The sequence below is a fragment of the Glaciihabitans sp. dw_435 genome (genome assembly GCF_018449675.1).
Taxonomy (GTDB): Bacteria; Actinomycetota; Actinomycetes; order Actinomycetales; family Microbacteriaceae; genus Glaciihabitans.
In genome coordinates, this window is record NZ_JAAVUZ010000022.1 from 16562 (window position 1) to 29486 (window position 12925).

Annotated in this window: 8 protein-coding genes; 6 read left to right on the forward strand and 2 right to left on the reverse strand. The window is 67.7% G+C overall.

All coding sequences use genetic code 11. The features are described 5' to 3' along the window. The first annotated feature begins 93 nt into the window (after nt 1-93). A complete protein-coding gene (locus HB677_RS16740; protein ID WP_213816876.1) occupies nt 94-1347 on the forward strand; it encodes a sodium:proton exchanger in 1254 nt (417 codons plus the stop codon). Between the two features lie 42 nt (nt 1348-1389). On the opposite strand, the gene map is transcribed toward HB677_RS16740, so the two are convergent. Further along, entirely contained in the window at nt 1390-2166 is a 777-nt protein-coding gene (gene map / locus HB677_RS16745; protein ID WP_213816877.1) for a type I methionyl aminopeptidase, read from the reverse strand. 45 nt (nt 2167-2211) lie between these two features. Here map and HB677_RS16750 point away from each other — a divergent pair, with 45 nt between their 5' ends. Continuing rightward, on the forward strand, nt 2212-2517 hold the full coding sequence (locus tag HB677_RS16750; protein ID WP_213816878.1) for a helix-turn-helix transcriptional regulator: 306 nt from the start codon (nt 2212-2214) through the stop codon (nt 2515-2517). Between the two features lie 25 nt (nt 2518-2542). Here HB677_RS16750 and HB677_RS16755 read toward each other — a convergent pair whose 3' ends face one another. Then, complete coding sequence (locus HB677_RS16755) at nt 2543-3226, reverse strand: metal-dependent transcriptional regulator (RefSeq protein ID WP_213816879.1); 684 nt, start codon at nt 3224-3226, stop codon at nt 2543-2545. Between the two features lie 210 nt (nt 3227-3436). Here HB677_RS16755 and HB677_RS16760 point away from each other — a divergent pair, with 210 nt between their 5' ends. The 4 genes from HB677_RS16760 to HB677_RS16775 all read left to right on the forward strand — a co-directional run bounded on the left by HB677_RS16760 (nt 3437) and on the right by HB677_RS16775 (nt 12735). Continuing rightward, on the forward strand, nt 3437-7765 hold the full coding sequence (locus HB677_RS16760; protein WP_213816880.1) for an IPT/TIG domain-containing protein: 4329 nt from the start codon (nt 3437-3439) through the stop codon (nt 7763-7765). Next, entirely contained in the window at nt 7705-11424 is a 3720-nt protein-coding gene (locus tag HB677_RS16765; protein ID WP_213816881.1) for an S-layer family protein, read from the forward strand. The genes HB677_RS16760 and HB677_RS16765 overlap by 61 nt, the downstream gene beginning before the upstream one ends. Before the next feature lie 161 nt (nt 11425-11585). Then, nucleotides 11586-12194: an antibiotic biosynthesis monooxygenase gene (locus HB677_RS16770; RefSeq protein WP_213816882.1), complete on the forward strand. Its 609-nt coding sequence runs from the start codon at nt 11586-11588 to the stop codon at nt 12192-12194. 115 nt (nt 12195-12309) lie between these two features. Continuing rightward, on the forward strand, nt 12310-12735 hold the full coding sequence (locus HB677_RS16775) for a hypothetical protein (RefSeq protein ID WP_213816883.1): 426 nt from the start codon (nt 12310-12312) through the stop codon (nt 12733-12735). Nucleotides 12736-12925: the final 190 nt, after the last annotated feature.

A 12925-nucleotide genomic window follows, 5' to 3' on the forward strand; every position in this document is an offset into this window, starting at 1 on the left:
TTGGTCAGGGCGAGCGAGACCTTCGGCCCACTCTTGTGGCCGGAGTCTCTCGCGTTATCGATTTCGGTTGCATCACGACCGAAGGACACACCCATGCCCGCACCTTTGTTGCGCCGCATCATCATTCTGCTGGCTATTGCGACTCCCGCAATCGTCTTCCGCATCACCGGTTTCGCACCGAACCCGGTGCTCGATCTTGTCGTCTTCGGCGCAGCCGTCGTTGCGGCATCGTTCATGCTCGCGTGGGCCGCCGAGGCCGCACAGAAGGACATCTCGGGAGCGTTGGCGATCGCCCTTCTCGCGCTCATCGCCGTGCTGCCCGAGTACGCGGTCGACCTCTACTACGCGTTCCGCTCCGGATCGGACCCGGCCTACGAGCAGTTCGCCGCGGCCAACATGACAGGCTCGAACCGCCTGCTGCTCGGCTTCGGCTGGCCGCTTGTCGTCTTCGTTGCCCTGTTCGTTGCGCGCCGCGCGGCGAAGCGAATAGGTGCAAGCGGCAAGGCATTGCCGCGCGTGCTGAAGCTGCCGGGCAGCAGCCGCCTCGACATCGGCGTGCTGTCCATCGTGGCCGTGCTCGCGTTCATCATCCCGCTCATGGGGCAGATCGCCATGTGGGTCGGAATCGCCCTCATCGTGATCTTCATCGTGTACCTGTGGCGTGCCGGCCAGGTGCCGGACGAGGGCGAAGAGGAGTTTGTCGGGATGGCCGCCCACATCGCGGAGATGCCGCAGTCGCGTCGCCGCGTCACGGTAATCAGCATGTTCGTGGCATCCGCTGCAATCATTCTTGCCTCGGCCGAGCCGTTCGCCGATGCCCTCGTCGACTCGGGTAGCTCACTCGGGATCGACAGCTACTTCCTCGTGCAGTGGCTTGCGCCGCTGGCCTCCGAGGCGCCCGAGTTCATAATTGCCGTGCTGTTCGCGATGCGGGGCATGGGAGCCGCGGCGATCGGAACGCTGATCGCCTCGAAGATCAACCAGTGGACCCTGCTCGTGGGGTCCCTTCCCGTCGCCCACTTCTTCGGTGGCGGAGGCACGGACCTCGCGCTGGACCCGCGTCAGATCGAGGAGTTCGTGCTCACCGCCAGCCAGACCGTGATGGGCGTGGCGATCATCATCGCGCTGCGGTTCCACCGCTGGTCCGCCGTGGCACTGGTCGCGCTGTTTGCACTGCAGTTCGTGGTCACCGACACGACCGAACGATACGTGCTCAGTGGCATCCACATTCTCATCGCCATCATCGTGTTGGTGGCGCACCGCAGGGACATCCTGCCGACTTTGGCAGCGCCCTTCCGTCGCAGCCGGGTGGAGCCCGCCGAGCGCGAGGTCGAACCGGTTCGATAACCGGGTGTTCCGTGGGTCCGGCCGTCGGGGTCCACCGCCCGGCTACGCGCGCGACGGCAGGGTGAGGATCTCGGCGCCGTCGTCGGTGATCGCCACCGTGTGTTCGGTGTGGGCCGTGCGGCAGCCGGTGGTGCTGCGCAGCGTCCAGCCGTCGGGATCGGTCACGAGCACATTGGTGTCGGCCATGACCCACGGCTCGAGCGCGAGAAGAAGCCCGGGGCGGAGCGTGTAGCCGCGTCCCGGCCGACCGTCGTTCGAGACGTGCGGGTCCTGGTGCATCGTCGATCCGATGCCGTGACCGCCGAACTCCAGGTTGATGGGGTACCCCGCCTCGCTGAGCACGGTGCCAATCGCGTGCGAGATGTCTCCGATGCGAGCGCCGGGTCCCGCGACGGCGATCGCGGCGGCGAGGGCGCGCTCGGTCGTCTCGATGAGGGCGACACTCTCGGGCGGCCGCGTCGCGCCCACGATGAAGCTGATGGCGGCGTCCGCGGCGACGCCGCCGAGCACTACGGCCAGATCGAGCGTGAGCAGGTCGCCGTCGGCGAGCGCATAGTCGTGGGGGAGTCCGTGCAGCACCGCGTCGTTCACCGCCGTGCAGATGTAGTGGCCGAACGGGCCGCGTCCGAACGACGGCGCGTAGTCGACGTAGCAGGATGTGGCCCCCGCCTCGAGGATCATCGTCTTCGCCCAGCGATCGATGTCGAGCAGGTTGGTGCCGACCGTTGTGCGGTTCTTCAGCGCCTGGAGGATGTCTCCGACGAGCCGTCCCGTCTGTCGCGCACGGGCAATCTCGGTCGGGGTGAGGATCTCAATCATCCAATAACTATACCGGCCATATTATCCCGGTACTATAATCGGACCATGGTCAGACTCCCACTCAGCGCCGCCGAGATCGACCGCGGCCAGCGCCTCGGCGCCCTTCTGCGCCGGGCACGGGCCGAGCGTCCGATGCTCGACGTCGCCCTGGCCGCGGGAGTCTCACCCGAGACGCTGCGCAAGATCGAGACCGGCCGCATCGCGACCCCCGCCTTCCCGACGATCGCCGCCATCGCCGACGTGCTGGGACTGTCGCTCGACGTGGTCTGGTCGGAGATCAGTCAGCCAGCCTCCGACGCGCACGACAGTCACCCGGTCGGCACGGCCTCGCCCGTGCGCCTGGCCTCCTAGCTAGCCCCCTCCGGCAGCAACCCGCTCAGCCCTGCGTGACCCAGATCGCGTTCGCCGCGAGGGTCGCAAGCTCGACCGGTACCTCCGCGCTCCCGTCCGAGGTGCGGACGATCGTCATGCTGCCCGCGAAGTCCCGCTTGGCCGCCACCCGCAGGGCGGCCCCCACCGTGAGGTCAAGTCCGGCGAGGTAGCGCAGCAACTCCGCGTCGTGGTCGGACACGCGGACAATGGATGCCTCGTCGCCGGTGTTCAACTCGTGCAGCCGGCGTCCCTCGATGCGGGTCACCGTGCCATCCCTGTTCGGAATCGGGTCGCCGTGCGGGTCCTGCACGGGATTGCCGAGCTCATCGTCGAGCAGCTGCAGCAGCCGGTCGGACACGGCGTGCTCGAGGACCTCGGCCTCGTCGTGCACCTCGTCCCAGCTGTATCCGTGGTGTTCGACAAGGTAGGTCTCGATGATGCGGTGCCTGCGCACCATCTGCACCGCGAGCGCCTCGCCCTTGTCGCTCAGTTTGATCGGTCCGTACGGCTCGTAGTCGAGGTAGCCCTCGCGCAGCAACTTGCTGAGATTGCCGGACACCGACGATGCCGTGACTCCGAGTATCGCCGCGATCTCGTTGGTGGTGATGCCGTCGTCGGACCATTCGTGGGACTTCCAGATGATCTTGAGGTAGTCCTCGGTCATCGTGCTGGGAGGTGGCGAAGTCATTGGACGATGGTACGACGTGCCCACCGTGGAACGCTGGCCCCGGGTCATCCGCAATCCCAGTAGGGCCCCCAGTAGTCATTCGGTAGCGGCAGTGTGGCCGCCGAAACGGGCCCGGCCATATGGTGAGAACCAGCTGACACGGATGCCAGCAATTCGCGGGGCGGGGGCCCAGTAGTCGCGATTGCGAGGCTGCAGCTAGGGGAGCAGTTCATGCCTACGCCGTGGAGGGAAACGCGCGCCAGCGCCAACTCTCAGACCCGAAACACGTCCATCCGCAACCGCTCGTTCACAGCGCTTGCAGCACTCACCGTTGGCGCTACCCTCGCCTTCACGACCGGAATCGGCGGCGCACTCGCCGCACCAGGTGACTCCTCCAGCGCGTCCGGGCAGTTCCTGTCGGGCTCCCTGTTCAACCAGCCCCTCGGGCAGGTGGTGAACCTGGGAGGCGTGACCGCGACCAACAACGGCACGCAGCCCACCGTCACCAACCGGGACAACCTCGACCTGTCGGTGCTCAACGCCATTTCGATCTCCCTGCCCGGCGGCATCCAACTCCCCCTGGACATCGCCAACGCCGGCGTGATTTCGCAGTACGCGACCGCGACACCGGATGGCGCGTCCACCGGTGCGTCCGGAGCGGTGGCCAACGACGGCACCATCGGCGTCGCGAACGTCCCGCCGTCGCAGGTGCCCGGGGACCTCACGTTCAACCTCGGCAACACGGTCAGCGCCCTCGGCCTCGGCACCGCGATCACCCGCGAAGTCGCCGACCTCGGCCTCAACGTCGGTGCGGTCTCCTCCCGCGCCACCAAGGCTGCCCCGGGCGCGGCGTCCGGCAGTTACGAGATCGACGACCTGAGCCTGCAGTTCAAGAGCGCGACGCTCGGCAACCTCGTGACGAGCATCAACAATCAGGTGGCGGCACTGCAAACAACCGTGAACGGGTTGGATGCCTCGCTGTCGACGTCAGTCCTCAACATCCCGTTGCTCAACTCACTGGCGGTCGTTGACCTCTCCGTCAGCACCCCGACGCTCGGCACAGCCCTCGCCGGGCTGCTCACCGGCAACATCACCAACGGCGCCGTGACCATCAACCTCAGCACCGGCGTCGTGACCGTCGATATCGGCGCGTTGACGGCCCTCAACGGGCTGCCGCCGTCGACGAGCCTGCTCACCGGCCCGCAGGTCGCGGCCATCGGTGCCTCGATCAGCGCCGCGGTCAGCGGACTCGTCACCACCATCGGCACCCGCCTGCAGAACGTGATCAACGGCATCACCGTCGTCGGCAACGTCAGCGTGCTGACCGTCCCCGTCATCACGATCAACACCACCGTCGGCGGGCTCCTCAGTAACAGTTCGGCTGGCCTCGCGGTCATCGGCATCCCGATCCAGCTCGGCGCCGTGCTCAGTGCCCTGGTCGGCCCGCTCTCCTCGCTGGGCAACGTCACCACCAGCCTGCTGACCACGCTGCTCACGCCCGTCACCAACCTCGTGCTTCCCGCGCTCTCCCCGGTGATCAACGGGGTCGTCTCGCTGACGGCCAACGTGCAATCGAACACCGGAGGTGTCTTCCGGGTCACCGCTCTGCGCACCACGATCCTCCCGGCCGGCGCCGCCCTCGTCGGCAACCTGGGGTCCTCGTCCGTCGGCCCCAACGTTGCCGAGCCCGATCCGACCATCTCCACGATGACGCCGGTGAGCGGTCCGGAAGCGGGCGGCACCACGGTGAACATCACCGGAACGAACCTCGACACCGCGTCATCCGTCACCATCGGCGGTCGCGTCGTGACCACCTTCACGGCCACGGAGACGACTCTGAGCTTCGTCACGCCCACCCACCTGCCCGGTCCTGTGACGGTGGTCGTCAACGCTCCACAGGGGGACTCCGCCTCCCGCGCGTTCACCTATCTCGCCGCGCCCTCGACGGCCACCTCCCTTACTCCGACGAGCGGCACGGAGGTCGGCGGCACTCCCGTCACCATCACCGGTGACGGCTTCATCGGCGCCACGGGCGTGACCTTCGGCGGCACGCCGGGCACCGCGTTCTCGGTCATCAACGACAACACCATCTCCGTCACCACACCGACGCACGCACCCGGGCTCGTGAACGTTGTGGTGCAGGATGCCGCGGGCAACTCCAGCCCGCTCGGCTACACCTTCCTCGCCATCGCCTCGACGGCCAGCTCGCTGACACCCACCACGGGACCGCCGACCGGCGGCACCCCGGTCACCATCACCGGCTCCGGCTTCACGGGAGCGACCTCCGTGACGTTCGGCGGCGCCCCCGGCACCGCGTTCTCCGTCGTGAACGACACGACGATCACCGTCACCTCCCCGGCACACGGTCCGGGCGCGGTTGACGTTGTAGTGGTGGATGCCGCGGGCAACTCCACCCCGTTGACCTTCACCTACGTCCCGGTTGCCGCAGCCGTGACATCCATTACTCCCGTGACGGGTCCCGACACCGGAGGCACGGGCGTCACCATCACGGGTTCCGGATTCCTCGGAGCCACCGGTGTGACCTTTGACGGAACCCCCGGCACGGCGTTCACCGTCGTCAGCGACACCTCGATCACCGTCACCTCACCCCCGCACGCGGCGGGCGCCGTCAACCTGATCGTCGTCGACCCGGCCGGCAACTCCGCCGCCCGCACCTTCACCTACACCGCGGCACCGTCGGCCATCACCTCGCTGACGCCGAACAGCGGCACCGAGCTGGGCGGCACGCCCGTCACCATCCGCGGAACAGGGTTCACCGGCGCCACCGGCGTCACGTTCGACGGACTCCCGGGCACCGCCTTCACCCTCGTCAACGACACCACCATTACGGTCACCAGCCCGCGCCACGCGCCCGGCGGCGTGGCCGTGGTCGTGCAGGACGTGGCGGGCAACACCCCGCAGACGTTCACCTACCTGGCGAGCCCCTCGGCGGCGACCTCGCTCACCCCGACCTCCGGCGCCGAGATCGGCGGCACGCCGGTCACGATCACGGGCTCCGGGTTCACGGGAGCCACCGGCGTCACGTTCGGAGGCACACCCGCCGCCGGATTCACCGTCGTGGACGACACCACCATCACCGTCACGACCCCGCTGCACGCTCCCGGTGCCGTCGACGTGATCGTGGTGGATGCCGCCGGCAACTCCGACCCGCTCGGCTTCACCTTCCTCTCGATCGCGTCGAACACGACCGCCATCACCCCGGACAGCGGCCCCGAAATCGGCGGCACCCCGGTCACCATCACCGGCTCCGGCTTCACCGGTGCCTCCTCCGTCACCTTCGGTGGCGTGGCCGGCACCGACTTCGTCGTCGTCAACGACACCACCATCACCGCCACAACCCCGCGCCACGCTCCCGGCGCCACGGACGTCGTGGTCGTCGACCCGCTCGGCGGCAACTCGAGCCCGCTGACGTTCACCTTCGGGTCGGTCGCGTCTGATGCCACCTCCGTCGCACCCGACAGCGGCACCGAGCTCGGCGGCACCGCCGTGATCATCACGGGTACCGGCTTCACCGGCGCCACCGGAGTCACCTTCGACGGCGTGGCCGGCACGGTCTTCTCCGTCGTCAACGACACCACCATCGCCGTCACCACCCCGCCCCACGCCCCGGGCGTCGTCGACCTGGTGGTGGTCGACGCCGCGGGTGGCAACTCTGCCCCGATTGACTTCGAGTTCACAGCGGATGCCTCGGACGCGACATCCCTCGCTCCCACCACCGGTTCCGAAGCGGGCGGCACCGTCGTCACCATCACCGGAACGGGCTTCACCGGCGCCACCGGTGTGACCTTCGGGGGTGCCGCGGGGACGAACTTCACCGTCGTCAACGACACCACCATCACGGTGACGTCGCCCGCCGGTGCTCCCGGCACGGTTGACGTCGTGGTGCTGGACGCCGCGGGCGGCAACTCCGGCCCGCTCGACTTCACCTACGTCGCCGTCGGTTCGGTAGCCACGTCCCTTGACCCCGCCACCGGCGACGAGGCGGGCGGCACCGATGTGACCATCACGGGCTCCGGCTTCATCGGCGCCACCGACCTCACGGTCGATGGGGATTCCGTGCCGTTCGTCATCGTGGACGACACCACGATCACCTTCTCCACCCCGCCGCACGCCACGGGCGTCGTCGATGTGGACGTGGTCGACCCCCAGGGCAACTCCGACCCGCTCGAGTTCGAGTACGGCGCCACCGCCTCCACCATCACCTCGCTGACGCCACTCTCGGGGGATGAGGCGGGCGGCACGACGGTCATCATCACCGGTAGTGGCCTCATCGGCTCCACCGGCGTGACCTTCGACGGGATTGCCGGCGCGAACTTCACACGCATCAGCGACACCTCGGTCTCGGTAGAATCGCCGCCGCACACCCCGGGTCTCGTGAACGTTCAGGTCATCGACCCGGCCGGCAACTCCGGCACCCTGACATACACCTACACCGCCACGGCGTCGGACCCCGACTCCCTGACGCCCCCACGGGCACCGTGGCGGGCGGCACCGTCGTCACCATCACGGGCTCCGGCTTCCTGGGCGCCACCGGTGTGACCTTTGGCGGCAGCGCGGGCATCGGGTTCACCGTCGTCAACGACACCACCATCACGGTGACCACCCCGCCGCATGCGGCAGGCATCGTCAGCGCCGTGATCGCCGATCCGGCGGGAGATGCTTCACTTCCGTTCGAGTTCGTCGATGTGGCCTCGGTGGCCACGAGCCTCACGCCCACGGTGGGTTCGGAGGCGGGCGGCACTGCCGTCACCATCACGGGTTCCGGCTTCCTGGGTGCAACCGGTGTGACCTTCGACGGCACCGAGGGTGACGACTTCGAGGTCGTCGATGACACCACCATCACGGTGACGTCACCCCTTCACCTTCCCGCCACCGTCGACGTGGTCGTCGAGGATGCCTCGGGCGATTCCGACCCGCTCGACTTCGAATACATCGCCGTCGACGCCAACGCCACGAGCCTCAGCCCGACGCAGGGCGATGAGGCCGGCGGCGACGTCATCACGATCACCGGCTCCGGTTTCCTCGGCGCCACGGGTGTCGAGTTCAACGGCACCGCCGGCACCTCCTTCACGGTCGTCAACGACACCACCATCACCGTGACCTCTCCGCCGCACGGACCCGGACTCGTGTCCGTGGTGGTGATCGACCCGAGCAACAACTCGATCGGCCTGCCGTTCCGCTACGTGAGCGTCGCCTCCACCGCGACGAGCCTGCTGCCGATCAGCGGAACGGAGGCGGGCAACACGCTCGTCACCATCACCGGCACCGGCTTCCTCGGCGCCACCGGAGTCACCTTCGGCGGCACCCCGGGTACCGCCTTCACGGTGGTCGACGACACGACGATCACGGTGACGACACCCACGCACTCGACGGGCACCGTCGACGTGATCGTGGTCGACCCGACCGGCAACTCCGCGCCGATCGACTTCGAGTACGTCAACGTGGCATCGGTCGCTAACTCCCTCATCCCGACCTCCGGCACTCAGGCGGGTGGCACCCCGGTGACCATCTCCGGCTCGGGCTTCTACGGAGCAACGGGCGTGCTGTTCGACGGCATCGCTGGCACGAGCTTCACCGTGGTCAACGACACGACGATCACCGTCACCACCCCCCAACACGGAGTGGGCCCGGCGAACGTCATCGTGGTAGACCCGGCCGGAAACTCGCTGCCACTCATTTACAGCTACCTGGCGGTGGGAGCGGATGCCACGAGCCTCACTCCTCCCACAGGCACCGTGTACGGCGGCACCGTCGTGACGATCACGGGCTCCGGCTTCCTCGGGGCAACCGGCGTCACCTTCGACGGCATCGCGGGCACAACCTTCACGGTGCTCAGCGACACCAGCATCCGCGTCACGACCCCGGCCCACACGGTCGGACCCGTCGACGTGATCGTGCTGGACGCCGCGGGTAACTCCGACGCACTGGAGTTCACCTTCACCGGTGTTCCCTCGAGCGCCAGCTCGCTCACCCCCGCGTTCGGCCCGGACAGCGGCGGCACCCCCGTCACCATCACCGGTACCGGGTTCGTGGGAGCGACCGGCGTCACCTTCGACGGCACCGCGGGCACCGCGTTCACCGTCGTCAATGACACCACCATTACAGTCACCACCCCTGGCCACGCAGTCGGGTCGGTAGACGTTGTGGTGGTCGATCCGGCGGGCAACTCCACGCCGGTTCAGTTCGAGTTCAGGGGCGTGGCTTCGGGTGCCACGTCCCTGGCTCCCTCGACAGGAAGTGAGGCAGGCGGCACCGTCATCACCATTGACGGAACCGGCTTCACCGGGGCAACGGGCGTCACGTTCGACGGCACCCCCGGCACCAACTTCACGGTCGTCAACGACACCACCATCACGGTGACGTCGCCCGCCCACGACCGCGGACCCGTCGACGTCATCGTCGTCGACCCGGCCGGCAACAGCACGGCGATCCCCTTCGGATACGTCGGTGTCGCGTCCGATGCCGCCAGCATCGCGCCGACCTCCGGGTCGACCGCGGGCGGCACCGTCGTCACGATCACGGGTGAGGGCTTCCTGTCCGCCACCGGGGTCGAGTTCGACGGCACGGAGGGCACCGCGTTCACCATCGTGAACGACACCACCATCCGGGTGACCTCACCGGCTCACGCGCTCGGCACCGTCGACCTGGTGGTCCTCGATCCCGATGGCGACTCCGACCCGCTCGATTACACCTACTACCCGCCGACGGCCATTGACACGGTGGCTCCTGCCACCGGCCCGGCAGCGGGCGGCACCGTCGTCACCATCTCGGGAACCTGCTTCGCCGGGGCAACCGCGGTGCGCTTCGGCGACACCGAGGTTACGGACTTCACGGTCAACTCCGCCGGCACCGTCATCACGGTGACCTCGCCGGTCGGCTCGGGAGTCGTGGATGTCACGGTGGTCGGCGCGGTCGGTTGTGGAACGGCGACGGATGACTCGGGCTTCGAGTTCATCGCGGCTCCGTCCGACGTCACCTCGATCACCCCGGTCACCGACTTCGTCGCCGGGGGAGCGCTCGTCACCATCACCGGTAACGGGTTGCTGGGAGCAACGGCCGTCACCTTCGACGGAACGCCTGGCACGGCCTTCACCGTGGTGAGTGACTCGAGCATCACGGTCAGGACACCGGCGCACGCCATCGGCGTTGTCGACCTGGTGGTGGTTGATCCCGCGGGCAACTCGGACCCGGTCAACTTCACCTACGTCGGCACCGTCATCCGCGATGCGTCACCGGGAACCGGCCCCTCCACGGGTGGAACCACGATCACCATCACCGGTGAGTGCTTCACGGGTGCAACCGACGTGACGTTCGACGGCATCTCCGCGGTGAGTTTCCAGGTGAACGCGGCCGGCACCGTCATCACGGCGGTCACCCCGCCGAACGAGACGGGTGCCGCGGTGATCATGGTGATTGGCGCCAACGAGTGCGGCATGGCACAGGATCCCGATGAGTTCGAGTTCGTGCCTGACCCGTCGTTCCTCACGTCGATCAGCCCGGCCGTCGGTCCGGTCGCCGGTGGCACTCAGCTCATCATCAAGGGCAGCGGATTCCTCGGGGCAACCGGAGTCGTCTTCGGTGATGACGCCACGGCCTCGACGGCAGCGGCATCCATCACGGCAGCGGGACCCGCGGCAATCACCGGAACGAAGGGAACCAGCTTCCGCGTGGTGAATGCGACAACCATCCTGGTCAAGTCGCCGGCCCACGTCGCCGGAACGGTGGACGTCCAGGTGCTCGATCCCGATGGCAACACGGAACTCGGTGCCTACACCTTCCTGCAGGTCACCGTTCAGTCGCTGACTCCCAACTCGGGATCGTCGAACGGCGGCACCACGGTGACCATCTCGGGCAGCTGCTTCGCCGGGACCACGAAGGTGCTGTTCGGTGACACGGAAGCCCGCAGCTTCACGGTCAACGACGCGGGAACCGTCATCAGGGCGGTGACCCCCGCGGGCACGGACAGCAGCGCCGACGTCACCATCGTCGGTAGCGCCAGCTGCGGCTCGCTGATCATGGCTGACGCGTTCCAGTACGCGCAGCTGTCCACGGCAGAGCTTCCCGCCACGGGTGTCACCCCGCTGCTGGGCTTCCTCGCCTCCCTGTTCCTGCTCGCGTTCGGAGCACTGTTCCTTGCGATGTGGCTGCGTCACCGCCGCGACGACAGGGGCAGCGGTATGACCCGGTCGCACAACTGAGTGGGGCTGGCTGAGTAGTCCACATCGCTGGCCGTATCGGATCCGCGTTTCCCGCGGGGGGAGTGATCCGATACGGCCTCCGACGCACTACTCAGCCAGTGACCGATCCACCCCGCCGCGCCGGTAATGCCCCGGAAACATGCGGCACGGATACTAAAGACATGTCTCCAGAAGAGTCTGGGAAGGCGCAGCAGCCACAAGCATCGCTCGCCATACCTGTCACCGTGTCCATCACCCGTACCGTCGACCCGGCGTTGATCCCGGAAGTCACCCACTGGGTGCAGGCGGGGGTGAACCTCGCCAACCGCTACCCGGGCTTTCTCGGATCCGGATGGGTGCGATCGAGCCAGGACTCCTGGCACTGGCACATGCTCTACCGCTTCTCCAACCAGCATCTTCTTGACGCGTGGGAGGGGTCGGACGATCGGGCCGGATGGCTCGAAGAGGGCCGCGAGCTCGTGGTCGAGTCACGCGTGGAGAAGCGCACGGGGATCGAGGGCTGGTTCGACGTGCCCAGCACCGAGTCATCCGCTGTCCGCACTCCCTTGGCGCCGCCCCGCTGGAAGCAGGCCGTGAGTATCTGGCTGGGGTTCTTCCCGGTGAACCTGGTGTTCACGCTGCTGGTGACCGGGCTGGTTCCCGGATGGGGCGACGTGGCAACCGCGCTGAAGGTGCTGATCACGACGGTTATCCTGACGCCGATCATGGCGTACTGGGTGCTGCCGGCCGTGACCCGCATGTTGCGACCCTGGCTGCTGCGCGGGCGTTAATGACCCCCAGACTGGGGGTGACAGGGGGTGTCCGCATTAAGGGGGACAGGCGTACGGTTGAAGAACATTCACGTCGCAGAGTCGCGGTGCCTCACCTTACGAAAAGGATCTCCCGATGTCACTCCTGCGAACACCCCGAACGCGCGTACGTAGCGCATCGTCTCGGGTTCGCGGCGAGAAGCTGACCGGCACGCATCTTTCCGCGGTTGAGTCTACAGAGACCACGACCGACGACGCCACGGCGGCGCTCGAGCCGTCGGACCAGTGGCGCGTCTTCCGCGGCGTCATGATCTGCCCGCTCACCAACCTGCGTTTCGAGCTCGTGCGCCACGGACTCGACCGCCACGCCGCCACGGATGCCGCCGGCAGTTCACGCGTGGTGTTCGGTGACTTCCCCAACGCGACCGAGATCACGGGCGACATTCGCGCGACGGCTGCGGCGCTGCGCGACGTGACCACGTCCGGTGCCCACTTCACGAACTACGCGTCGCTCTACAGCGACGGTGCAGCTTCGGTGCTGCTGATTGACTACATCCACTAGGTACCCGCCGCGTGGGCGCTGCCCGCGCGCTTGCCCACCGCCCGCCTGTGACGGCTGGCGGGCGTGTGATTGTCTACTGCCCGCCGGCGATGGCGCGAGCGCTGCCAATCCGGGCGAGTTCGGCGCCCTACGCCGCGAGATTCGGTCCCTGACCAGGCTCCGCGGCGTAACTCGGTCCAATCCGGCTTTT

Excerpts from the sequence above, each read along its gene's own strand:
- HB677_RS16775 (WP_213816883.1), top strand. The coding sequence starts at position 12,310 with ATGTCACTCCTGCGAACACCCCGAACGCGCGTACGTAGCGCATCGTCT.
- HB677_RS16750 (WP_213816878.1), top strand. The coding sequence starts at position 2,212 with ATGGTCAGACTCCCACTCAGCGCCGCCGAGATCGACCGCGGCCAGCGC.
- HB677_RS16740 (WP_213816876.1), top strand. The coding sequence starts at position 94 with ATGCCCGCACCTTTGTTGCGCCGCATCATCATTCTGCTGGCTATTGCG.
- HB677_RS16755 (WP_213816879.1), bottom strand. The coding sequence starts at position 3,226 with ATGACTTCGCCACCTCCCAGCACGATGACCGAGGACTACCTCAAGATC.
- map (WP_213816877.1), bottom strand. The coding sequence starts at position 2,166 with ATGATTGAGATCCTCACCCCGACCGAGATTGCCCGTGCGCGACAGACG.
- HB677_RS16760 (WP_213816880.1), top strand. The coding sequence starts at position 3,437 with ATGCCTACGCCGTGGAGGGAAACGCGCGCCAGCGCCAACTCTCAGACC.
- HB677_RS16770 (WP_213816882.1), top strand. The coding sequence starts at position 11,586 with ATGTCTCCAGAAGAGTCTGGGAAGGCGCAGCAGCCACAAGCATCGCTC.